General features: G+C 69.2%; 18 protein-coding genes and 1 pseudogene. 13 read left to right on the top strand and 6 right to left on the bottom strand.

The annotated features are described in order from the left end of the window. Positions 1–13 precede the first annotated feature (13 nt). Both GQ57_RS25020 and GQ57_RS25015 read left to right on the top strand, forming a co-directional pair. Positions 14–595 (top strand): DUF3501 family protein, encoded by a 582-nt coding sequence (locus GQ57_RS25020; RefSeq protein WP_034199337.1) that lies wholly within the window; start codon positions 14–16, stop codon positions 593–595. A gap of 705 nt (positions 596–1300) precedes the next feature. Further along, positions 1301–2242 (top strand): transposase, encoded by a 942-nt coding sequence (locus GQ57_RS25015; protein WP_034199336.1) that lies wholly within the window; start codon positions 1301–1303, stop codon positions 2240–2242. An 88-nt stretch (positions 2243–2330) separates the two neighbouring features. On the opposite strand, the gene GQ57_RS25010 is transcribed toward GQ57_RS25015, so the two are convergent. Both GQ57_RS25010 and GQ57_RS42070 read right to left on the bottom strand, forming a co-directional pair. Then, the gene (locus GQ57_RS25010; protein ID WP_034199335.1) at positions 2331–3857 is read right to left on the bottom strand and encodes a mannose-1-phosphate guanylyltransferase/mannose-6-phosphate isomerase; all 1527 of its coding nucleotides are present in this window, start codon (positions 3855–3857) and stop codon (positions 2331–2333) included. Positions 3858–3938: 81 nt separating this feature from the next. After that, the gene (locus GQ57_RS42070) at positions 3939–4211 is read right to left on the bottom strand and encodes a hypothetical protein (RefSeq protein WP_152603349.1); all 273 of its coding nucleotides are present in this window, start codon (positions 4209–4211) and stop codon (positions 3939–3941) included. A 74-nt stretch (positions 4212–4285) separates the two neighbouring features. On the opposite strand from GQ57_RS42070, the gene GQ57_RS25005 reads away from it, so the two are divergent. The 10 genes from GQ57_RS25005 to GQ57_RS24960 all read left to right on the top strand — a co-directional run bounded on the left by GQ57_RS25005 (position 4286) and on the right by GQ57_RS24960 (position 17104). Then, a complete protein-coding gene (locus tag GQ57_RS25005; protein ID WP_034199352.1) occupies positions 4286–5659 on the top strand; it encodes an undecaprenyl-phosphate glucose phosphotransferase in 1374 nt (457 codons plus the stop codon). A gap of 75 nt (positions 5660–5734) precedes the next feature. Next, entirely contained in the window at positions 5735–7147 is a 1413-nt protein-coding gene (locus tag GQ57_RS25000) for a UDP-glucose dehydrogenase family protein (RefSeq protein WP_034199334.1), read from the top strand. A gap of 30 nt (positions 7148–7177) precedes the next feature. Next, positions 7178–7621: a low molecular weight protein-tyrosine-phosphatase gene (locus GQ57_RS24995; RefSeq protein ID WP_031399828.1), complete on the top strand. Its 444-nt coding sequence runs from the start codon at positions 7178–7180 to the stop codon at positions 7619–7621. Beyond that, positions 7615–8793 (top strand): polysaccharide biosynthesis/export family protein, encoded by a 1179-nt coding sequence (locus tag GQ57_RS24990; protein WP_031399827.1) that lies wholly within the window; start codon positions 7615–7617, stop codon positions 8791–8793. Before GQ57_RS24995 ends, GQ57_RS24990 begins: the two co-directional genes overlap by 7 nt. Before the next feature lie 50 nt (positions 8794–8843). Further along, on the top strand, positions 8844–11069 hold the full coding sequence (locus GQ57_RS24985; RefSeq protein ID WP_034199333.1) for a polysaccharide biosynthesis tyrosine autokinase: 2226 nt from the start codon (positions 8844–8846) through the stop codon (positions 11067–11069). A 65-nt stretch (positions 11070–11134) separates the two neighbouring features. Then, entirely contained in the window at positions 11135–12094 is a 960-nt protein-coding gene (locus tag GQ57_RS24980; RefSeq protein ID WP_034199351.1) for a glycosyltransferase family 2 protein, read from the top strand. Positions 12095–12143: 49 nt separating this feature from the next. After that, positions 12144–13280 (top strand): glycosyltransferase, encoded by a 1137-nt coding sequence (locus GQ57_RS24975; protein ID WP_034199332.1) that lies wholly within the window; start codon positions 12144–12146, stop codon positions 13278–13280. Between the two features lie 10 nt (positions 13281–13290). Then, positions 13291–14757 carry an O-antigen ligase family protein gene (locus GQ57_RS24970; RefSeq protein WP_031399823.1) on the top strand — a complete coding sequence of 489 codons (1467 nt, stop codon included), beginning with the start codon at positions 13291–13293 and terminating at the stop codon, positions 14755–14757. Further along, on the top strand, positions 14754–15938 hold the full coding sequence (locus tag GQ57_RS24965) for a glycosyltransferase family 4 protein (RefSeq protein ID WP_031399822.1): 1185 nt from the start codon (positions 14754–14756) through the stop codon (positions 15936–15938). The genes GQ57_RS24970 and GQ57_RS24965 overlap by 4 nt, the downstream gene beginning before the upstream one ends. Then, on the top strand, positions 15938–17104 hold the full coding sequence (locus tag GQ57_RS24960) for a glycosyltransferase family 4 protein (RefSeq protein ID WP_034199331.1): 1167 nt from the start codon (positions 15938–15940) through the stop codon (positions 17102–17104). Before GQ57_RS24965 ends, GQ57_RS24960 begins: the two co-directional genes overlap by 1 nt. A 121-nt stretch (positions 17105–17225) precedes the next feature. Here GQ57_RS24960 and GQ57_RS24955 read toward each other — a convergent pair whose 3' ends face one another. Beyond that, positions 17226–18461, bottom strand: a complete 1236-nt coding sequence (locus tag GQ57_RS24955; RefSeq protein WP_034199330.1) for an MFS transporter — start codon at positions 18459–18461, stop codon at positions 17226–17228. Positions 18462–18621: 160 nt separating this feature from the next. On the opposite strand from GQ57_RS24955, the gene GQ57_RS24950 reads away from it, so the two are divergent. After that, positions 18622–19557 carry a hypothetical protein gene (locus GQ57_RS24950; protein ID WP_034199329.1) on the top strand — a complete coding sequence of 312 codons (936 nt, stop codon included), beginning with the start codon at positions 18622–18624 and terminating at the stop codon, positions 19555–19557. A 10-nt stretch (positions 19558–19567) separates the two neighbouring features. On the opposite strand, the gene GQ57_RS24945 is transcribed toward GQ57_RS24950, so the two are convergent. The 3 genes and pseudogenes from GQ57_RS24945 to GQ57_RS24935 all read right to left on the bottom strand — a co-directional run bounded on the left by GQ57_RS24945 (position 19568) and on the right by GQ57_RS24935 (position 22354). Then, positions 19568–21016 carry an MFS transporter gene (locus tag GQ57_RS24945; RefSeq protein ID WP_034199328.1) on the bottom strand — a complete coding sequence of 483 codons (1449 nt, stop codon included), beginning with the start codon at positions 21014–21016 and terminating at the stop codon, positions 19568–19570. Positions 21017–21204: 188 nt separating this feature from the next. Then, positions 21205–21990 (bottom strand): annotated as a pseudogene (locus GQ57_RS24940) (AraC family transcriptional regulator); the annotation flags it as partial. 22 nt (positions 21991–22012) lie between these two features. Next, positions 22013–22354 (bottom strand): FKBP-type peptidyl-prolyl cis-trans isomerase, encoded by a 342-nt coding sequence (locus tag GQ57_RS24935; RefSeq protein ID WP_031399816.1) that lies wholly within the window; start codon positions 22352–22354, stop codon positions 22013–22015. Positions 22355–22408 lie beyond the last annotated feature (54 nt).

Raw genomic sequence — 22408 nt, 5'->3', positions numbered from 1 at the left:
ACGAGGACTTCCGATGACGCTCACCCGCGACTCCCTGCTGACGCTCGAAGCGTATGCGCAGATCCGCAAGGCCGAACACGCGCGGCTCGTCGCGTACAAGCGCCGCCGCGCGGTGGCGCTCGGCAACCATCTGCGTTTGCTGTTCGAGGACGAGACGACGATCCGCTATCAGATCCAGGAGATGCTGCACATCGAGAAGATCTTCGATCGGGCGGGCATCGAAGGCGAGCTGGAAGCGTACCTGCCGCTCGTGCCCGACGGCACCAACCTGAAGGCGACGCTGCAGATCGAGTACGAGAACGAGATCGAGCGGCGCGCGGCGCTCGAGCGGCTGATCGGTGTGGAGGACCGCGTGTACCTGCAGGTCGACGGGTACGCGAGCGTCCATGCGATCGCCGACGAGGATCTCGAGCGCGACAACGCCAGCAAGACCTCGGCCGTGCACTTCGTGCGCTTCGAACTCGACGCGCCGATGCGCGCGGCGCTCAAGGGCGGGGCCGCGCTGTCGATCGGCTGCGATCACGCGGCATACACGCTGCCGCCGCGGCGCGTGGAGGCCGACGTGGCCGCGTCGCTGGCGGCTGACCTGCGCTGACGCGGGCGCCGCGCGTCCCGTGCGCGGCTGTCGCTTTTCTGTTCCGACCCGAAACAGATTGTCCGCACGCTTGCGGCGCGATAGATGTCGCCGGTGTCGCGAGTTTGCTTGCGGCGAAAAATGTGCATCGCGCGTCACTGTCCTTTCATCACCCGCAGAGAAACAATAAAGAGATTGTGTGCAGGGATAATTAAATCGTGTGGAATTCGAATGATTTACCGATTCGTGAATGTCCTGTTACGAATTTTCCCCTGATTTACCGATGCCGGTCGGCAATGCCTTGGATTGTTGCCGGAGGTGGGTGTAAAAGGCCGAAAAACGGCCACTGCAGCGACCTTGCTATGCGCCCTGGAGCCCCGCCAGACGGGCCTTTCCAGCTGCGGGCATAACGATCTCGCAAAAAAATTCATGCGTAAATGGATTGCCTGCCCATGACAGGTTGTTTCAGCACGTAACATTAAGTCGTTGTCATATTGAGATAAGCCATGGGGATGGTATGCTTTGTGCACAAAAATTCCCGCATTGGAGTGAGACACGTGATTTGTGCGTCATTGCCGGGAATGGCGGCACCGTGAACGTGCGGTGTCGCATCGGCATGCACGACACGGGATAACCATAATGTGCAACCTGGCCGCCATGCGACGCGACACGTCGCGACGGCGCCGCCAATCGCAGCCCCGGCCTGGCTGTGTGGAGAGATCTACTATGTTCTTCGATGAGCTTAACGATGAAGAGTGGTTTCGTCTTTCAACGCTGATCGCCGATGAACCCATCCGGTTGAACCGTCGCGGGCGACCGCGTGCCGAACCGCGCGTCGTTGCCAATGCGGTGCTCTGGATCCTGACGACCGGGGAAGCCTGGTCGAAGCTGCCCGGACGCTATCCGTCCGGGCCGACGTGCCGACGCCGTTACGAGGACTGGCTTGCGAGCGGCACGTTGCTGCAGATGATCGATGTGCTGACCCGGTTCAGCGGGCGCACGTTCGCGTATGTCCCGCCGCCGCCGTTGCCGGTCGTCCCCGCGCGCCGCGCGGAGCCCGCGCCCGACAACGATCGCCTGCGCGGCGTGTTCTGGCAGAACCCCGAGTCGTGGCAACTGCCGGTCGCGCACGCAAACGTTTGGCATGGCGAGGGTGCGTCGCGAGCCGCACCCCCAGGCGACGCGGTGGCCGGTCGGGTCGAGGCGTCGTTCGCGGTGCCCGGCGCGCCGTCGATGGCGCTGCACCATGCGCATGCGTCGTCGGCGAGCTTTGCCGCGGCCGAGCCGCAGGTCGATGCGTATCGCGGCTATTCGATCTGCGGCATCGCGCAGCCCGTGCAGAACCTGATGTATCGCGCATGGGCCGAGATTTCGCAGGACGAACGGCGCGTCGAGCGCTCGGGCCTCATCGGCCCGCGCTTCACCGACGCCGAGGCGGCCGAGCAGTTCGCGCTCGACTGGGCGCGCCAGTGGATCGATCGCCACGGGGCAAGCGACGAGCCGGCGCGCAAGCCGCAAGGCGAGGTGCTGTCCGGCCTGTCCGCGCTGGCGCGGGCGGAGTCGGACATCAAGCGCTTCATCGCCGAGCGCCATGCGGGCGCGCTGTCCGAAAGCCGCAACGATCCGGTGCAGCCTGAGCGTCACGAGTACGCTTTCCGCGTAGGCTGATCGCCATACCGCGGTGACGCGCGGGCCGCCCCGTCACGCGTTGCCCGGGGCCGCCGCCGTCGAAGCGGCGCTCCGGGTGCACGCTGCGTCACTGCCGGCCGTAGGTATCGTCGAAGCGGACGATGTCGTCCTCGCCGAGATACGCGCCCGATTGCACCTCGATCAGCTCGAGCGGCATCTTGCCCGGATTCTCCAGGCGGTGCGACACGCCGAGCGGGATGTACGTCGATTCGTTTTCCGACAGCAGGAACGTTTCGTCGCCGCGCGTGATGCGTGCGGTGCCGCGCACGACGATCCAGTGTTCGGCGCGGTGGTGGTGCATCTGCAGCGACAGTCGCGCACCGGGCTTCACGACGATGCGCTTCACCTGGAAGCGCTCGCCCGTGTCGACCGAGTCGTAGTGGCCCCACGGCCGATGCACCTTGCGGTGATCGGCGGCTTCCGCGCCGCGCTGCGCCTTGATGCGCCCGACGATTTTCTTCACGTCCTGCACGCGCGACTTGTCCGCGACGAGCACGGCGTCGGGCGTTTCGACGACGACGAGGTTCTGCGTGCCGAGGCAGGCGACGAGCCGGCTTTCCGAATGCGCGAACGTCGATTCCGCACCTTCGAGCAGCACGTGGCCGCGGCCGACGTTCCCGGCCTCGTCCTTCGCCGAGATTTCCCAGATCGCGTCCCACGAGCCGACGTCCGACCAGCCGGCGTCGAGCGGCACGACGACGCTTTCGCACAGTTGCGGCTGGCTCGCGAGCGGCTCCATCACCGCGTAGTCGATCGAGTTCGACGGCGAAGCGGCGAACGCGTCGCGGTCGACACGGAAGAAATCGCCGTCGGCCGTGCCGCGGGCCACGGCCTGCTCGCAGGCCGCGTGGATCGCCGGTTCGAGCTGCCGGATCGCGTTCAGCCACACCGATGCGCGAACGATGAAGATCCCGCTGTTCCACCAGTATTCGCCCGATGCGACGTACTGCCGGGCAAGTTCGAGATGCGGCTTTTCGACGAAACGCTCGAGGCGGCGCACGTCGAGGCCGCTCGTGTCCGCGGCGTCGAGCGGCGCGCCGACGCGGAGGTAGCCGTAGCCGGTTTCCGCGTGCGTGGGCGCGATGCCCATCGTCGCGATCCGGCCCTGCGCCGCGCAGCGCACGCCGGCCGCGACGGCCGCGTGAAAGCGCGGCAGATCGGCGACCGCATGGTCGGCCGGCATCACGGTCATCACGGCGTCCTGGCCGCCGGCGACGAGCCGCAGCGCGGCCAGCGTCAGGGCGGGGGCGGTGTCGCGGCCGAGCGGCTCGAGCATGATCGACGCGGACTTGCCGGTCAGGCGCAGTTGCTCGGCGGTCGTGAAGCGGTGATCCTCGCCGCAGACGATCAGCACGTCGTCGTTCAGCGGATGGTCGGCCGTCAGGCCGTCGAGGCGCAGCGCGGTCGACTGCAGCAGCGAATGCTCGCCGAGCAGGCCGATCAGCTGTTTGGGAAAACGCTCGCGCGACATCGGCCACAGACGCGTGCCGGAGCCGCCGGCAAGAATCACCGGCTGCACGGCGACGCGCGTGCCGGCGGCGGAGGGGGCGCAAGAGGAATGGCGCGTTTCGGCAGCCACGGCCGGAGCATTCATGATGACACTCTCCACGGTTGAAGTCGGTGCCTGCCGTTTTAGCATGAAGTAAATCGACAATAAAACCGGGCCCATTGCCGGTTATTCGCCGTGGGATCGTCCGGAGGAATTTTCGACGGCAACATTCGATGCAAATAAAAAATAAAAAAATAATTCCGACGGTGAGTCTGACATGACAGCCGGCAAAGGGCTGGAGGAAATCGTTAAGCTTCCTGAAAATTCCCCGATCGGGATCTTTTCGGGAAAACCTGCCGAATTAATTAAAAAGAGAAACGGCAAGAATTTCCGATTATTTTTCGAAATACTTGTGCGCTTGAGGCGGAATTTTCTTGCCGCTTCAATAGCGTCATGCAACGTTTGAATCGAAGGTGCGGCACGGGTCGCACGACGCGCGGTTCGACGAACGCCTGTTCAAAGAGGAAGCGGACATGTTGAGCGTGCTGGCGAGAGTCATCGATATCGCGATGGTCGTGGCGGGGGCGCTGATCGCCGCCGCGCTGCACGGTGGCGCCATCGGGCTCGACGACCTGCAGCGCACGATGATGCTGTTCGATTGCCTGCTGGTCGTCGTGTGCTTCCCCGCCTTCGGCATCTATCAGTCGTGGCGCGGCAAGCGTCTCGTCGGGCTGGTCGGCCGTGTCGCGTTCGCGTGGCTCGCGGTCGAACTGGCAGGCATCCTGATGAGTTTCAGCTTTCACCAGTCGGGCGACCTGTCGCGGCTGTGGCTCGGTTACTGGGCGGTCGTGACGATGGCGCTGCTCGTCGGCTCGAAGACGTGCGTGCACGTCGTGCTGCGGCAACTGCGGCGCGGCGGCTACAACCTGAAGGCGGTGGCGATCGTCGGCGGGACGCCGGCCGCGCGGCGGCTGATCGCGCAGATGCGGGCGCGACCGGAAGCGGGCTTCAATCCGGTGTGCGTGTACGACGAAAGCGAGGCGCCGGGCGAGGTCGCGCTCGACGACGTGCGCATCGAGCGGCAGTTCGAATCGCTGGTGTGGCTGGTGCGCAGCCGGGCGATCAGCGAGCTGTGGCTCACGCTGCCGATCACCGAGGAACGCCGGATTCACCATATCGTGACCGTGTTCCGCCACGACTTCGTGAATATCCGCTTCATCCCGGACGTGCGCACGCTGTCGTTCTTCAACCAGGACGTGGTCGAGCTGCTCGGCGTGCCGGCGATCAACCTCGCGGCGTCGCCGATCACCGACGTGCGGATCCTGCCGAAGTTCGTGTTCGACCGGCTGTTCGCGCTGGCGGCGCTGACGGCGCTCGCGCCGGCGATGGTGCTGATCGCCGGCCTGATCAAGCTGACGTCGCGCGGGCCGGTGTTCTTCCGCCAGAAGCGCAAGGGCATCGACGGGCACGAGTTCGAGATCTACAAGTTCCGCTCGATGAAGGTGCACCAGGAAGCGGCCGGGCACGTGACGCAGGCCACGAAGAACGACGCGCGCGTGACGCCGGTCGGCCGGTTCCTGCGCCGCACGAGCCTCGACGAGCTGCCGCAGTTCATCAACGTGCTGAAGGGCGAGATGTCGGTCGTCGGCCCGCGTCCGCACGCGCTCGCGCACGACGACATCTACAAGGATCTCGTCAAGGGCTACATGTTCCGCTACCGGATCAAGCCGGGCATCACCGGCTGGGCGCAGATCAACGGCTTTCGCGGCGAGACCGACCAGATCGAGAAGATGATGGGGCGCGTGAAGCTCGATCTGTACTACATGCAGAACTGGTCGTTCTGGCTCGACATCAAGATCGTCGTGCTGACGCTCTGGAAAGGCTTTACCGGCAGCAACGCGTACTGAGCGCGGCACGCCGGGGCCGCGCGGGCGCTGCGGCGCGACGAATTTCGAATCATTGGTCAAGAGGTCCGACACATCATGAATCTGACTATCATCGGCAGCGGTTACGTGGGGCTGGTCACCGGCGCGTGTCTCGCCGACATCGGGCACGACGTGTTCTGTCTCGACGTCGACCAGGCAAAGATCGACATCCTGAACGACGGCGGCGTGCCGATCCACGAGCCGGGCCTCGCGGAAGTCATCGCGCGCAACCGCTCGGCCGGCCGCCTGCGCTTCTCGACCGATATCGAGGCCGCGGTCGCGCACGGCGACGTGCAGTTCATCGCGGTCGGCACGCCGCCCGACGAGGACGGCTCGGCCGACCTGCAGTACGTGCTCGCGGCCGCGCGCAACATCGGCCGCTACATGACCGGCTTCAAGGTGATCGTCGACAAGTCGACGGTGCCGGTCGGCACGGCCGGGCGCGTGCGCGCGGCGGTCGCCGGGGAACTGGCGAAGCGCGGCGGCGAGCCGATGTTCTCGGTCGTGTCGAACCCGGAATTCCTGAAGGAGGGCGCGGCGGTCGACGATTTCACGCGGCCGGACCGCATCGTGATCGGCTGCGACGACGACGTGCCGGGCGAGCGCGCCCGCGAGCTGATGAAGAAGCTGTACGCGCCGTTCAACCGCAACCACGAGCGCACGCTGTACATGGACGTGCGCTCGGCCGAATTCACGAAGTACGCGGCGAACGCGATGCTCGCGACCCGCATCTCGTTCATGAACGAGCTGGCTAACCTCGCCGACCGCTTCGGCGCGGACATCGAGGCCGTGCGCCGCGGCATCGGTTCCGATCCGCGCATCGGCTATCACTTCCTGTATGCCGGCTGCGGCTACGGCGGCTCGTGCTTTCCGAAGGACGTCGAGGCGCTGATCCGCACGGCCGACGAGCACGGTCAATCGCTGCGGATCCTGAAGGCCGTGTCGTCGGTCAACGCGACGCAAAAGCGCGTGCTCGCCGACAAGATCGTCGCGCGTTTCGGCGAGGACCTGACCGGCCGCACGTTCGCGGTCTGGGGCCTGGCGTTCAAGCCGAACACCGACGACATGCGCGAAGCGCCGAGCCGCGAGCTGATCGCCGAGCTGCTGTCGCGCGGGGCGCGCGTCGTTGCGTACGACCCGGTCGCGCGGCAGGAGGCGCGCCGCGTGTTCGCGCTCGATCTCGCCGCTCACCCGAGCCGGCTCGAGCGCCTGGCCTTCGTCGACGACGAGGCGCAGGCCGCGCGCGACGCCGACGCGCTCGTGATCGTCACCGAATGGAAGGCGTTCAAGAGCCCGGATTTCGTGGCGCTCGGCCGCCTGTGGAAGGCGCCGGTGATCTTCGACGGGCGCAACCTGTACGAGCCGGAGACGATGCGCGAGCTGGGCATCGAGTACCACCCGATCGGCCGGCCGGGCTCGCGCGGGGCCGTCGTCGCCCGGGTGCCGGGCACCGCGCCCGCGAGCGCGTAACCCGCTTCCCGTCACTCGTCGCGAGCCGCCATGTTCCGGAACATCCTGATCGTCTGTCACGCCAACGTCTGCCGCAGCCCGGCGGCGGAGCTGCTGTTCAAGTCGCACGCCGCGTCGCGCGGCGGCCCGCGCCCGACGTTCCATTCGGCCGGCGTGCAGGCGAACGACGGCGACGGCATCGATCCGGTGATGCGGCGGCTGCTCGCCGAGTGCGGCGTCGATGCGACGCCCCATCGCTCGCGCCGGCTGTCGCGCCGGATCGTGCGCGACGCCGACCTGATTCTCGTCAGCGAGCGCGGACAGATCGCGGCCGTCGAGGCGGTCGATCCGTTCGCGCGCGGCAAGGTGCACCTGCTCGGCAAGTGGGAAGGGGCCGAGATTGCCGATCCGCACGGCGGCCCCGAGGCCGACTACCGCGAGAGCTACTCACTGATCGAACGCCTGGTTCAAGGATGGCTACAGAAACTATGCTGAAACGCCCGCTGCGCCCCGTGGCGCTTGCCGTCGCGCTGACCATCCTCCTGTCGGCCTGTGCGACCGCGCCCGGCAACTACCTCGATGCGTCGAACCTGAAGGACGAGGGCCGGCAGACCGCGGCCGAGACCTACCCGGTTCATTACATCGACGCCACGGTCGTGATGGACCAGTTGCAGAAGCAGCAGGTCGAGCATCCGCTGCCGCCGGGGCGCTACGCCGATCCGGCGCAGTACGTGTACCGCGTCGGCCCGCAGGACATCCTCGGCGTCACGGTGTGGGACCACCCGGAACTGACGACGCCGCAGGGCCAGTCGTTCTCGAGCGGCGGCAACACGACGCAGACGATCGCGGGCGCGCTGCAGCAGCCGTATACGACGGCGCTGCCGGGTCAGGCCGATCCGTACGGCCAGACGGTGGCCGCCGACGGCACGATCTTCTTCCCGTTCGTCGGCCGGATCCGCGTGGCCGGCAAGACGATCGCGCAGATCCGCGAGGAGCTGGCGGCCAGCCTGTCGCGCTACGTGAAGAAGCCGCAGCTCGACGTGCGCGTGCTGTCGTTCCGCAGCCAGAAGGTGCAGGTGACGGGCGAGGTGAAGCAGCCGGGCCCGCTCGCGGTGAGCGACGTGCCGCTGACGCTGGTCGACGCGATCTCGCGCTCGGGCGGCTCGACCGCCGAGGCCGATCTGCAGCGCGTGCGGCTGACGCGCGACGGCCAGCTCTACACGCTCGACGCGAACGGCCTGCTCGATCGCGGCGAAGTGCGGCAGAACGTGATGCTGCAGCCCGGCGACATCGTCAACGTGCCGGACCGCAGCGACAGCCGCGTGTTCATCATGGGCGAGGTCAAGACGCCGGTCACGGTGCCGATGCTCAAGGGCCGGCTGACCATCGCCGACGCGCTGACCGCGGGCGGCGGCATCCTCGACACCGATGCGAACCCGCGCAGGATCTACGTGATGCGCGGGATGCGCGACAACCCGACGAAGCCGGAAGTGTTCCGTCTCGACATGACGCAGCCCGATGCGCTGATGCTGTCGAGCCGCTTCCCGCTTCAACCGCTCGACGTCGTCTACGTCAGCACGGCCGGCTCGGTGCAGTTCAACCGCGTGCTGCAGCAGGTGCTGCCGACGATCCAGACGATTTTCTACATGAAGCAGATCACGCGCTGACAGCCCGCCGGGGCGGCGCCTCCGCCCCGGCACCACTCAAGCGGGAACGAATGGTGAACACGCAAGCGAAACATGTCTACGCGGATCCGGCCGCGAAAACCGAGGAAGAAGACCTCGTCCTGGGCCAGTTGCTCCAGGTGATCATGGACGACATCTGGCTGCTGCTCGGCATCGCGGTGACGGTCGTCGCGCTCGCCGGCCTCTATTGCTACATCGCGAAGCCGGTCTACCAGGCCGACGTGCACGTGCGGGTCGAGGGCAACGACAACACGTCGCAGGCGCTCACGCAGACGCAGACGGGTGCGGTGATCAACAGCGGCCCGCAGCAGGCGCCGACCGATGCGGAAATCGAGATCATCAAGAGCCGCGGCGTGGTGGCGCCGGTCGTCGAGCAGTTCAAGCTGAATTTCTCGGTCGCGCCGAAGACGCTGCCGGTGATCGGCAGCCTCGCCGCGCGCGTCGCGACGCCGGGCGAGCCGGCGCGGCCGTGGCTCGGCCTGAAGTCGTACGCATGGGGCGGCGAAGTCGCCGACGTCGATTCGATCGGCGTCGTGCCCGCGCTGGAGGGCAGGAAGCTGACGCTGACGGCCGGCCCGGGCGGCACCTATGCGCTCGCCGACGACAACGGCGGCCGGCTGCTGTCGGGCCGTGTCGGCGAAGCGGCGCAGGGCGGCGGCGTGACGCTGCTCGTGTCGAAGCTCGTCGCGCGCCCCGGCACGCAGTTCACGGTGATCCGCTATAACGATCTCGACGCGATCACCGGCTTCCAGGCCGGCATCCAGGTGACCGAGCAGGGCAAGCAGACGGGCGTCGTGCAGATCTCGCTCGAAGGCAAGGACCCAGGGCAGACCGCCGCGATCGCGAACGCGCTCGCGCAGTCGTACCTGAACCAGCACGTGGTCGCCAAGCAGTCCGAAGCGACCAAGATGCTCGACTTCCTGCAGGGCGAGGAACCGCGCCTGAAGGCCGACCTCGAACGCGCGGAAGCCGCGCTGACGCAGTACCAGCGCACGTCGGGCTCGATCAACGCGAGCGACGAGGCGAAGGTGTATCTGGAAGGCAGCGTGCAGTACGAGCAGCAGATCGCCGCGCAGCGCCTGCAGCTCGCGTCGCTCGCGCAGCGCTTCACCGATTCCCATCCGATGGTGATCGCCGCGAAGCAGCAGCTCGCCGAGCTGCAGGGCGAGAAGGACAAGTTCAGCAACCGCTTCCGCAGCCTGCCGGCCACCGAAGTGAAGGCCGTCCAGCTGCAGCGCGACGCGAAGGTCGCGGAGGACATCTACGTGCTGCTGCTGAACCGCGTGCAGGAGCTGTCGGTACAGAAGGCGGGCACCGGCGGCAACATCCACCTCGTCGATTCGGCGCTGCGCCCGGGCGATCCGGTCAAGCCGAAGAAGGTGCTGATCCTGTCGGCCGCGGTATTCCTCGGGCTGATCCTCGGCACCGGCGTCGTGTTCCTGCGCCGCAACCTGTTCCAGGGCATCGAGGATCCCGACCGCATCGAGCGCGCGTTCAACCTGCCGCTGTACGGGCTGGTGCCGCAGAGCGCCGAGCAGGTAAAGCTCGACGCGGCGGCCGAGAAGGGCGGCAGCCGCGCGCGGCCGATCCTGGCGAGCCTGCGGCCGAAGGATCTCGGCGTCGAGAGCCTGCGCAGCCTGCGCACCGCGCTTCAGTTCGCGTTGATGGACGCCAGGAACCGCGTGATCGTGCTGACGGGCCCGACGCCGGGGATCGGCAAGAGCTTCCTGACGGTCAACCTCGCGGTGCTGCTCGCGCATTCGGGCAAGCGCGTGCTGCTGATCGACGCCGACATGCGTCGCGGCCTGCTCGACCGCTACTTCGGCCTCACCGTGCAGCCAGGCCTGTCGGAGCTGCTGAGCGACCAGGCGGCGCTCGAGGATGCCGTGCGCGACACGCCGGTGCAGGGCCTGTCGTTCATCGCGGCCGGCACGCGCCCGCCGAACCCGTCCGAACTGCTGATGTCGGCGCGCCTGCCGCAATACCTCGAGGGGCTCGGCAAGCGCTACGACGTCGTGCTGATCGATTCGCCGCCGGTGCTCGCCGTCACCGACGCGACCATCATCGGCCGCATGGCCGGCGCGACCTTCCTCGTGCTGCGCTCGGGCATGCATACCGAGGGCGAGATCGCCGACGCGATCAAGCGCCTGCGCACCGCGGGCGTCGATCTGGAAGGCGGGATCTTCAACGGCGTGCCGCCGAAGGCGCGCGGCTACGGACGCGGCTATGCGGCCGTGCACGAATACCTGAGCGCCTGATGCGCGGCGCACGCAGCCGGGCGGGCCGCGCCCGCCGCCCGCCCGGCCGACTGGAGAACCCGACGATGAAAATTTCCGTGCTCGTTCCGACCTACCGGCGTCCCGCCGACCTCGCGCGCTGCCTGCAGGCGCTGCAGCGGCAGCAGCGCCTGCCCGACGAGGTCGTGGTCGTGGCGCGCCCGGAGGACGACGCCACGCACGAACGGCTCGCCGATCCGGCCGTCGGCGGCGCGCTGCCGCTGCGCATCGTGCCGGTCGATGTACCAGGCCAGGTTGCCGCGCTGAACCGGGGGCTCGACGCGACGTGCGGAGACATCGTCGCGATCACCGACGACGACGCGGCGCCGCACCCCGACTGGCTCGCGCGCGTCGAGGCCGTGTTCCGGGCCGATCCGCGCGTGGGCGCGGTCGGCGGGCGCGACTGGGTCCACGAGAAGGGCCGCGTGCTCGACGAGTCGCGCGAACGCGTCGGCCGGCTCACGCTGTCGGGCAGGATCGTCGGCAATCATCATCTTGGCGTCGGCGGCATGCGCGAAGTCGACATGCTGAAGGGCGCGAACATGAGCTACCGCCGCGCCGCGATCGAGCGGCTGCGCTTCGACACGCGGCTGCGCGGCGCGGGCGCGCAGGTGCACAACGACATGGCGTTCAGCATGAACGTGCGGCGCGACGGCTGGAAGCTCGTCTACGACCCGGCGATCGCGGTCGACCATTTTCCGGCCGAGCGCTTCGACGACGACCGGCGCGACGCCGCGTCGCTGAATGCACTCAGCAACGGCGCGTACAACCTGCAGCTGACACTGCGCGAGCATCTGCCGCCGGTCCGGCGCGAGATCGCGTGGTGGTGGTGGACGCTGGTCGGCACGCGCGTCTATCCGGGCGTCGCGCACGTGCTGCTGTCGCTGCACACCACGCGGCGCGCCCGCGTGCTCGAACACTGGCGCGCGGTGCGCCGCGGCGCACGCGAGGCGCGCCGCGCGAACCCGGCCGCGCGCGGCGCGGCGCTGCCGCCGGTGGCGTCTTGAACGGGCTGCGCGCGCAACGCCGCGCAGCCGAACCCGGAGGAGGGCTCGCATGACCGCGACCAAGGTCCATGTCCATCTGTTTTACGGCGCCGATCCGCGTACCTACCGGAAAGGCGAGAACATCGGTTGCCTGTACGGCTATCACCATGCCGAATCCGACGAATTCCGGCTGACCTATTCACGCGACGGCGGCGAGGGCCGTGTTGCCGGCATCGCGCGCCGCGCGCTGAAGGCGGCGCTCGGTTTCGATGTCGTGCATGCATGGCGCAACCGGGCCGCGCTACTGGATACCGACGTGATCTGGACGCATACCGAGCAGGAGCATCTCGCCGCCGCGCTGATCCTGAAGCTCGCCGGCGCGCGCGGCCGGCGCCCGCTGCTGCTCGCGCAGAGCGTGTGGCTGTTCGACCGGTGGAGCAGCTTCGGCGCCCCGCGCCGCTGGCTGTATCGCACGCTGCTCGCGCGCGCCGATGCGCTGACCACGCTCGCCCGCGACAACGCCGAGCTGTGCCGCCGCCATCTCGGGCGCGACGCCGAGTTCGTCTACTACGGGCTGAATACGCAGGATTTCCCGATCGGCGAGCCGCGCCAGTGGCAACCGAACCGGCCGCTGCGGATCGCGGCGATCGGCAACGACCGCGACCGCGACTGGCGCACGTTCCTCGCCGCGTTCGGCGGCGACGCGCGCTACGACGTGCGGCTCGCGACGCGCCGCCGCGTGCCGCGCGCGTGGCATGCACCGAACGTGACGATCGGCGCGGCGTCGGGGCTCGCGAAGCAGCACGCGCTGTACGCGTGGGCCGACGTGATCGTCGTGCCGCTGCGGCCGAACCACCACGCGTCGGGCATCACCGTGATGCTCGAGGCGGCCGCCGTCGGCAAGCCGATGATCGTGTCCGACGTCGGCGGGCTCGGCGACTATTTCCCGCACGACACCGCCGCCTATGTGCCGGCGTTCGACACGCAGGCGATGCGCGAGGCCGCCGAGCGCTTCGTCGCCGAGCCGGGCGCGGCGCTCGACTGCGCACGGGCCGCGGCCGCGTGCCTGCGCGAGCGCGACCTGACCACACGGGCGTTCGCCGAGCAGCACGTGCGGATCACGCGCGACATGCTGCGCCAGCGCCCTGCGCCGGCGGCCGCGGGCAGCGCGATGCCGCTTGCGGATTCGCATCCGTCGTCGCGCTGAGGGCGGGCCGATGAGTACGCTTGCCGCCGAACGCGCGCCGCCGCGCCGCCGCAGCCGCTTGCCCGAACCGAAGCACTGGGTCGGGCAGGCCGGGTTGTGGACGTTCACCGCCGCGCTGATCGCCATTCACCAGGGCAAGGTGCTGACGCTCGCGTTTCCGGTGCTGGCCATCGCGGTCGGCATCTGGCTGTATTTCAAGAGCCCGGCGCGCTACGTCGGGTTCATGTGGTGGGTGTGGTTCCTGAGCCCGGAGGTGCGGCGTCTCGCCGACTGGTCGAAGGGCGCGTTCACGCCGACGAGCCTGATCCAGGTCGCGCCGCTCGCGGTGACGATGATCGCCGGCTTCGGGCTGATCCGGCATTACCGCGTGCTCGCGCAGCGGCGCGGGATTCCCGTCCTGCTGATGCTGTTCGGGCTCACGTATGCGTACCTCGTCGGGATCGTGTCGAGCGGCGTGATGGCCGCCACCTACGACCTCGCGAACTGGGTGTACCCGGTACTGATCGGCTTTCACATCATGGTCAACGCGCGCAACCATCCCGAGTATCGCGACGTGCTGCTGTCCACCTTCATGTGGGGGATGCTCGTGATGGGCGTGTACGGCGTCGTGCAGTACTTCGTGATGCCGCAATGGGACGTGCTGTGGATGATCGGTTCCGACATGGGGTCGCAGGGCGAGCCGGTGCCGTACGGCGTGCGCGTGTTCAGCACGATGAACTCGTCGGGGCCGTTCGCGTTCGCGATGATGGGCGCGCTGGTGTTCGTGCTCGCGGCGCCGCAGAAGATCCGCTGGTTCGCGGGGGCGGCCGGCTTCGTGTCGTTCGCGCTGTGCCTCGTGCGCTCGACGTGGGGGGGCTGGGTGATCGCGCTCGCGATCCAGCTCGCGCAGTCGAACAACCGCGTACGGATGCGGATTCTCGTCAGCGGCGTCGTGCTGGTCGGGCTGTGCGTGCCGCTCCTGACCGTCGGGCCGGTGGCCGACCGTCTCGGCCAGCGGCTCCAGTCGATCGGGAACCTGAAGGACGACCGCAGCTACGACGACCGCAACAAGTTCTACGCGACCTTCGCGCAGACGGCGTTCACCGACGTCGCCGGCGAGGGGATGGGCGCGACCGGCGCATCCACGAAGCTGTCGAGCGACAGCGGCGAGCTCGGCAAGTACGGCAGCTTCGACAGCGGCGTGATGAACGTGCCGTTCGTGCTCGGCTGGCCCGGCACGCTGCTGTACCTCGCCGGCGTCGCGATGCTGTTCGGCCGCACGCTGCGCGCGGCGTTCAGGCTGCGCAAGGACAAGTTCGTCGGCGCATGCCTGAGCCTGTGCCTGTCGACGCTCGCGATGCTCGTGTTCACGAACTCGCTGATCGGCACGGGCGGGCTGCTGATGTTCACGGCCATGTTTTCGATTCTTGCCGCGGCGCACTGGCAGAAGGCGCAACGCCTGCCGGCCGCCGCGCACTTACGGGGAGGCGACCATTGAAAATCGCGATCGTCACGCACGTCGTGCGGCATAACGACGGCCAGGGCCGCGTCAACTACGAAATCGCGCGCGCGGCGCTGGCCGAGCAGTGCGAGGTCACGCTGGTCGCGTCGCACGTCGCGCCCGAGCTGCTGGCCGACCCGCGCGTGCGCTGGGTGCCCGTGAAGGTCGGCGGCTTCTGGCCGTCGAATCTCGTCAGGCAGCAGGTGTTCGCGCTGAAGAGCGCGGCCTGGCTGCGCGCGCACCGCGGCGACTACGACGTGCTGCACGTGAACGGCTTCATCTCGTGGATCGGGGCCGACGTGAATACCGCGCACTTCGTGCACGGCGGCTGGTTCAAGAGTCCGTACTATCCGTTCGGGCCCGCGAAGGGGCCGTGGTCGGCGTACCAGTACGTCTATACGCGCGTGAATGCCGTGCTCGAGCGCTGGGCCTACCGGCGTTCGCGCGCGATCACCGCCGTGTCGCAGAAGGTGGCCGACGAGATCGCCGCGCTCGGCATCGACCGCGGCAAGATCAGCGTGATCTACAACGGCGTCGACGGCGGCGCGTTCGCGGGCGCGCAGGCCGATCGGGCGGCGTTCGGGCTGCCGGGCGACGCGTTCCTGCTGCTGTTCGTCGGCGACCTGCGCACGCCGCGCAAGAATCTCGGCACCGTGCTGAAGGCGCTGACGAAGCTGCCGGCAAACGTGCATCTCGCGGTCGCGGGCTATCTGCCCGGCAGCCCGTATCCGGACGAGGCGCGCGCGCTCGGCATCGATGCGCGCGTGCATTTCCTCGGCCTGGTGAAAACCATGCCGACGCTGATGCGCTCGGTCGACGCGTATGTCTTTCCGTCGCGCTACGAGGCGATGAGCCTGTCGCTGCTGGAGGCGATGGCGGCCGGGCTGCCGGTCGTCACCGCGCGCACGGCGGGCGGCGCGGAAATCATCACGCGCGACTGCGGGATCGTGCTGGAGGACCCGGACGATCCGGCCGCGCTCGCCCGGGCGATCGAAACGCTCGCGGCGTCCCGCGACACCTGTCGCGCGATGGGCGACGCCGCGCGCGAACTGATGACCCGTTTCGGCTGGGCGCACATGGGCGCCCAGTACGTCGCGCTTTACCGGCGCATCGGCCAACCCTCGCAGCCGTCCGCATTCGAGCGGGTCGAGCATGCGGTCACGCAGGAGCCATCGTGATGTCCTCATCTTCCCGGCCGATCAGATCGTTGCAGATCGGCATGCACTGGTTTCCCGAACGCGCGGGCGGCCTCGACCGGATGTATTACTCGCTCGTCGGCGCATTGCCGGGCGCGGGCGTCGAGGTGCGCGGGCTCGTCGCCGGCTCGCCGAAGGTCGCCGACGACACCGGCGGCTCGATCCAGGGCTTCGGCCCCGCGACGGAGCCGCTCGCGCGCCGGATGCTCGCCGCACGGCGCGCGCTGCGCGCGGAGATCCGCAGCGCGCGGCCGGACGTGATCTCGTCGCACTTCGCGCTGTACACGTTCCCGGGCCTCGACGTGACGCGCGGCATTCCGCAGGTGTCGCATTTCCAGGGGCCGTGGGCCGACGAAAGCCAGGTCGAGGGCGCGGCGTCGCTCGGGCAGCGCGCGAAGCGCTATCTCGAACAGGCCGTCTATACGCGCTCGTCGCGGCTGATCGTGCTGTCGCAGGCGTTCGGCCAGATCCTGACGAACCGCTACGGGATCGATCCGTCGCGCGTGCGCGTGATTCCCGGCTGCGTCGATACCGCGCAGTTCGATACGCCGCTCACGCCCGGCGACGCGCGGCGCCGGCTGCAACTGCCGCAGGACCGGCCGATCGTGCTGGCCGTGCGGCGGCTCGTGCGGCGCATGGGGCTGGAGGACCTGATCGACGCGATCGGCCTCGTCAGGCACCGTCACCCGGACGTGCTGCTGCTGATCGCCGGCAAGGGCAAGATCGGCGAGGAACTGCAGCAGCGCATCGACGCGGCGGGGCTGCGGGACAACGTGAAGCTGCTCGGCTTCGTGCCCGACCATCATCTCGCGGCGCTGTATCGCGCGGCGACGGTCAGCGTCGTGCCGACGGTCGCGCTCGAAGGGTTCGGGCTGATCACCGTCGAATCGCTGGCGTCCGGCACGCCGGTGCTGGTCACGCCGGTGGGCGGGCTGCCGGAGGCGGTCGCGGGGCTGTCGAACGATCTCGTGCTGCCGTCCACGGGCGCAGCCGCGATTGCCGAGGGGCTCGGCGCCGCGCTGTCGGGTTCGATCGCGCTGCCGGACGAGACCGCGTGCAAGCGCTACGCGCGCGATCATTTCGACAACGCGGTCATCGCGCGGCGCGTCGCCGGCGTGTACGAAGAGGCGATCCGGGCGGCGGGCTGAGCGGCCGCAACGGGCATCGCGCACGCCGGGCCGGCGAGCGGCGCGGCGTGCGGTCGGCTCGGGCGCACGCCGCCCGCGACGGGCGAGCCCGCTTCCATGCGATACGCGATGCCCGCACGCGTCACGCGCGCCGGCGCGTCGCGGCCCAGAAGCCGAGCGCCGCGACGCTCACGACCGCGCCGAGCGTGCACACGCCGGTCCATCCGGCGCGCGCATACATCATCGTCGACGCGATCGCGCCGAGCCCGCTGCCGGCCGAGTAGAACAGCATGTAGCAGCCGACGAGGCGCGCATGCGCATCGGGTCGCGCCTCGAAAATCATGCTCTGGTTGACGACGTGGACGGCCTGTCCGCCGATGTCGAGCAGCACGATGCCGACGATCAGCAGCGCGATCGACGTATTGCCGAACGCGAGCGGCAGCCACGAGCACGCGAGCAGCGCGAGCGCGGCGCCGGTGGTCGCTTCGCCGCGCCCGCGATCCGCCAGCCGGCCCGCGCGTGCGGCCGCCGCCGCGCCCAATGCGCCGACGAGGCCGAACGCGCCGATCTGCGTATGCGACATCGAATGCGGCGGCGCGCTGAGCGGCAGCACGAGGGCGCTCCAGAAGATGCTGAACGCCGCGAACATCAGCAGCGCGATCGCACCGCGCACGCGCAACACGCGCACGTCGCGCAGCAGCGACACCATCGAACGCAGCAAGGCGGCGTAACCGATGCGCTCGCGCGGTTCGTCCATGTCGGGCAACAGCCGCGTCAGCACGACGAGCATCGCGAGCGTGAGCGCGCCCGACGCGAGATAGACGGCCCGCCAGCCGGCGATATCGGTGACGACGCCGGCCAGCGAGCGCGCGGCCAGCAGCCCGATCACGACGCCGCCCTGCGCGGCGCCCACCACGCGCCCGCGTTCGCCGGCGCCCGCGAGTGCGGCCGAGCACGCGATCAGCCCTTGCGTCATCGCGGTGCCGAGCAGCCCGATCGCGATCATGCCCGCCAGCAGCGCGACGCGCGTCGACGCCGCGGCCACGCCGATGCACGCGGCCGTCAGCAGCAGAAGCTGCACGGTGATCAGGCGCTTGCGGTTCAGCAGGTCGCCGAGCGGCACGACGAACAGCAGCGCGAGCGCGCAGCCGAGCTGCGTGGCCGTGATGACGCCGCCGACGGCGGCCTGCGGCACGCCGAAATCCCGCGCGATCGAATCGAGCAGCGGCTGTGCGTAGTAGACGTTCGCGACGCTCGCCGCGCAGCAGACGGCCAGCAGCGCGACACTTGCGGCGGACAGGCGGCCGCCGTCGGCCGGAGACGCCGCGTGCGTGGCCGGGCTCGCGGCAACGCCGCCGGACTGACAGGAAGAATCCATGGGTTCCCTCTCGCAATGTAGTTGCAAATTAAAACTGGTGTGAGTGTAGGAAAAGTAGTTTTAAAATGCAACCTGTTGCGTGGCGGGTGCCGGGTGGCGCGCGCGATCGCCGTACCGTCGGATAGACTGTCGCGATCGTCCTGACCGGAGCCGCATCGCCATGTCCCACCCGCTGGATTCCGCCGGCTATCGGCGGCTGCTCGACCTGCAGCGCAGGATCCACGACTACTGCGAGCAGGAAGGGGCCGAGGACGGGCGCGATCATGCGGATCCGGCGGAGCCGCTGTGGCTGACCGATTTCAACCATGTCGCCGTTGCGCCGATGCGGGCCGGGCTGCACGTCCGGTACTTCGGCGGCGCCTGGGACGAGCCGTTCGACTGGATGCTGCAATGCCTCGCGGAACGCGACGTGGCGGCGTGCGTGACCGACCTCGCGTTCAGCGGCCCGGACGAAGGCGCGAACGGCACGCGCGAATGGGATTTCGGTCCGCTGCTCGATTCGGACGCGCGGTTCCCGATGCTGCGTTCGCTGTACGTCAGGCCCACCGAGCCGGCCGATCGCAACCAGTCGATGATCGTGCGTCGCGGCCGGATCATGCAGGAGGGCGGCGAGATCGCCCGCTTCGTCGCGAAGGCGCCGTTTCTCGCCGAGCTGACCGTGCCGAACGCGCCCGATGCGGCGTTCTTCGCGGTGCCGCTCGCGCATCTGAACCGGCTGCGCATCGGCGGCGGATCCGATACGCAGCAGTTCATCGACCGTCTGGCCGGCAGCGACAGCCTGCCGTCGCTCGGCTGGCTCGATTTTTCCGAATCGACGGAATTGCATTCAACGTGGAAGCACCGCCGCGACGCCGGCAGCGTGACGTCGTTCGATGCGTACGAGCGCCTGTTGAGGAGCCCGGCCGGCCAGCGGCTCCATACGCTGGCGCTGAGGAATACCTGTCTCGATCGGGAGGCGCTCGACGCGCTGCAGGCGCTGCATCCGCGGCTGTCGTTCAGCGTGATCCAGGCCGGCAGCGGCGGCTACGTGAGCCATTTCAGGGAGAACGTGTTTCCGTGGCGTCACCTGGTCCAGCGCGATCCCGGCGACGCATGACCGTCCGCTTTCAGTCGGCCGCCGGCATGGCCTGACGCGCGGGCGCGGCGCGGCGATGCGCATCGGGCCGCACCTGCGTGGCGAGCAGTGCGGCCGCGACCAGCAGCGCGACCGACACGGCCGTCTCGATCCGCAATCCGTTCACGACCTGTGCCGCGCCGCCGCCGCCGGCGAGTGCGCCGAACGCCGCGACGCCCATCGCGCCGCCGGCCTGCCGCGCGGTATTCAGCACGGCCGACGCGATGCCCGCCCGCTCGGGCGCGACCGACGCAAGCACGGCGGTCGTCATCGCCGGCACCGCGAAACCCATGCCGGTCGGAATCAAGAGGAACGGCACGAGCAGGACGGCCAGCGGCGTCGCTGCGTCGGCGACGTGCAGCGATCCGTAGCCGAGCGCGGCGACGAGCGCGCCCGCCAGCATCGGCACGCGCGGGCCGTGACGCGCGACGACGCGGCCGCTTGCGAGGTTCGACAGCAGGAAGCCGCCCGTCAGCGGCAGGAACGCGAGGCCTGCCTGCAACGCCGATTCGCCGCGTGCGCGCTGCAGATAGAGCGCGAGTACGAACACGGTGCCGTAGTACGTGAGGTTCACGCAGATGCCGAACAGCACGGCCGCGCTGAACGTGCGATGGCGGAACAGCGACAGCGGCAGCATCGGCGTGGCCGTATGCGTTTCGGCCACGACGAACGCGAGCGCGGCCAGCGCCGCCAGCGCGAAGCCGCCGGCGACGAGCGGATGCGCGAAGCCGAGCGGCCGCCATTCGATCACGGCGCCGGTCAGCGCGGTGAGCATCACGATTGCGATGAACTGGCCGTGCAGGTCGAGTGCGCGGACGGACCGGGACGGCGCGGCCGGCGTCGCCCCGGCACGGCGTGCGGGTATCCAGGCCAGCGCGGCCGCGAGCCCGGCCGCGCATAGCGGCAGGTTCACGAGGAAGATGCCGCGCCAGCCCCACGCCGCGATCAGCAGGCCGCCGACCACGGGGCCGGCCGCGATCGAGATCGCGCCGGCCGCCGTCCATCCGCCGACGGCCCGCGCCCGCAGGTGCGGGTCGTGCCGGCACGCGTCGTTGAGCAGCGCGAGCGAATTGGGCAGCATCGCCGCCGCGCCGACGCCTTGCAGCGCGCGGGCCGCGACCAGCATCGCGGGCGCGGTCGCGGCGCCGCACGCGAGCGACGCGAGCGCGAACAGCACGAGGCCGCCGATGTACAGGCGGCGCGCGCCGAAGCGATCGCCGAGCGCGCCGCCCGACAGCATCAGCACCGCGAACGCGAGCGTGTACGCATCGACGACCCACTGCAGGCCGGCAACCGGCAGGTGCAGGTCGCCGGCGAGATGCGCGAGCGCGATGTTGACGATCGTCACGTCGAGCTGCGTGACGACGAAACCGGTGCTGACGGTCGCGACGACGCGGGCGAGTGCGGGCGGGAAGGCGGAGGAGGGGGCGGTCTTGTCCATGCGTCGATCGTAGGACGCGACGGGCGGACGATGTTTCAGCGGGACGTGAAGCGTCGATACGGGCGATGCGCGGTGGCGGAGGCGGCGAGCGGGAAAGTGCGGGAAGCGAAGCGGAGGCTGTGCGGTTTGCCGAAGAACCGTGCCGCGACATGCGCCGGCACGCGCTCAGAACGGGCGCACGAGCCTGCTCAGTGCCGTTCGCCGCGCCAGCGTCCGGGCGCCATGCCGAAGCGCCGCGTGAACGCATGCGTGAACGTGCTTTGATCCGCGAAGCCGACCATCCCGGCGATATCGACGAGCGGATACCGGCCGTCGGCGAGCAGGATCACGGCCGCGTCGAGCCTGAGCCGCTGCAGGTAGCGATGCGGCGTTTCGCCGAACGCGTCGACGAACAGTTGATGAAACCGGCGCATGCCATAGCCGCAGTGCGCGGCGAGATCGGCGATGCGCAGCGGCTCGGCGAGCCGCGCGCGCAGCCAGCGGTCGATGCGCGCGAAATCGAGGCCTGCCGCGGGCGCGGCGATGCCGCGTTCGTCGAGCAGCGCGCCGCACAGCCGCGCGGCGGCCTGCCACTGGAACCGGCGGGCGGCCGCGTGCTGCGCGTCGCCGGCCGGCGTTTCGAGCTGCGCGGCGGCCGCCGCGATCTGCGCGACCAGCGACGTCAGCGCCGGATCGATCGCCATCGCACGCGCGCTGTCGAACAGCCGCTGCGGCACCGCGAGCGACGCGACCGGAAGGTTGAGCACGAGCTGGCGGTTCTCGCCCAGGCCCGCGTAATCGTGGCGCGCGCCGGCCGGAACCAGCCACGCGCCGTGCCGGTCGAGACGCCGGCTGACGCCGTCCACCGCCATCACCATCGCACCGTCGATGCCGAGCACGATCTGGTGAAAGTCGTGCACGTCCGACGCTTCGAGCGCGTCGTAGCGATGCAGTGCGACGGTGGGGGACGGAAGGTGCGTCATGGCGCAGCGTGCCGGCCGGCGGCGGCGTGCCGCGTCAGATCGCGAGCAGTTCGACTTCGAACACGAGCGTGGCGTTCGGCGGAATCACGCCGCCTGCGCCGCGCGGGCCGTAGCCGAGTTGCGGCGGGATCGTCAGGCGACGTACACCGCCGACCTTCATGCCCTGCACGCCTTCGTCCCAGCCCTTGATGACCATGCCGCCGCCGAGCACGAAAGCGAACGGGTCGTTGCGATCCTTGCTCGAATCGAATTTCTGACCGTCGGTCAGCCAGCCCGTGTAGTGGACGCTGACGGTCTGGCCGGCTTGCGCTACGTCGCCGGTGCCTTCGGTCAGGTCTTCGTATTTGAGGCCCGATTCGGTCGTGGTGACAGACATGACTTCTCCTGAAATAGGGTGAACAAGACCGCTATTGTAGGCGAGCGCGCAGCG

The organism is Burkholderia sp. MSh2, assembly GCF_000731655.1.
In the GTDB taxonomy this organism is placed as follows: Bacteria; Pseudomonadota; Gammaproteobacteria; order Burkholderiales; family Burkholderiaceae; genus Burkholderia; species Burkholderia paludis.
Note: the sequence above shows the minus strand (reverse complement) of the source record. Positions and strands in the feature narration are given on the sequence as shown.

What these genes read in the sequence shown, in the direction of transcription:
- GQ57_RS24955 (WP_034199330.1), bottom strand. Translation starts at nt 18,461, where the DNA reads ATGGATTCTTCCTGTCAGTCCGGCGGCGTTGCCGCGAGCCCGGCCACG.
- GQ57_RS24980 (WP_034199351.1), top strand. Translation starts at nt 11,135, where the DNA reads ATGAAAATTTCCGTGCTCGTTCCGACCTACCGGCGTCCCGCCGACCTC.
- GQ57_RS25015 (WP_034199336.1), top strand. Translation starts at nt 1,301, where the DNA reads ATGTTCTTCGATGAGCTTAACGATGAAGAGTGGTTTCGTCTTTCAACG.
- GQ57_RS25005 (WP_034199352.1), top strand. Translation starts at nt 4,286, where the DNA reads ATGTTGAGCGTGCTGGCGAGAGTCATCGATATCGCGATGGTCGTGGCG.
- GQ57_RS24970 (WP_031399823.1), top strand. Translation starts at nt 13,291, where the DNA reads ATGAGTACGCTTGCCGCCGAACGCGCGCCGCCGCGCCGCCGCAGCCGC.
- GQ57_RS25010 (WP_034199335.1), bottom strand. Translation starts at nt 3,857, where the DNA reads ATGAATGCTCCGGCCGTGGCTGCCGAAACGCGCCATTCCTCTTGCGCC.
- GQ57_RS24985 (WP_034199333.1), top strand. Translation starts at nt 8,844, where the DNA reads ATGGTGAACACGCAAGCGAAACATGTCTACGCGGATCCGGCCGCGAAA.
- GQ57_RS24995 (WP_031399828.1), top strand. Translation starts at nt 7,178, where the DNA reads ATGTTCCGGAACATCCTGATCGTCTGTCACGCCAACGTCTGCCGCAGC.
- GQ57_RS24975 (WP_034199332.1), top strand. Translation starts at nt 12,144, where the DNA reads ATGACCGCGACCAAGGTCCATGTCCATCTGTTTTACGGCGCCGATCCG.
- GQ57_RS24990 (WP_031399827.1), top strand. Translation starts at nt 7,615, where the DNA reads ATGCTGAAACGCCCGCTGCGCCCCGTGGCGCTTGCCGTCGCGCTGACC.
- GQ57_RS25020 (WP_034199337.1), top strand. Translation starts at nt 14, where the DNA reads ATGACGCTCACCCGCGACTCCCTGCTGACGCTCGAAGCGTATGCGCAG.
- GQ57_RS25000 (WP_034199334.1), top strand. Translation starts at nt 5,735, where the DNA reads ATGAATCTGACTATCATCGGCAGCGGTTACGTGGGGCTGGTCACCGGC.
- GQ57_RS24945 (WP_034199328.1), bottom strand. Translation starts at nt 21,016, where the DNA reads ATGGACAAGACCGCCCCCTCCTCCGCCTTCCCGCCCGCACTCGCCCGC.
- GQ57_RS24935 (WP_031399816.1), bottom strand. Translation starts at nt 22,354, where the DNA reads ATGTCTGTCACCACGACCGAATCGGGCCTCAAATACGAAGACCTGACC.
- GQ57_RS24950 (WP_034199329.1), top strand. Translation starts at nt 18,622, where the DNA reads ATGTCCCACCCGCTGGATTCCGCCGGCTATCGGCGGCTGCTCGACCTG.
- GQ57_RS24960 (WP_034199331.1), top strand. Translation starts at nt 15,938, where the DNA reads ATGTCCTCATCTTCCCGGCCGATCAGATCGTTGCAGATCGGCATGCAC.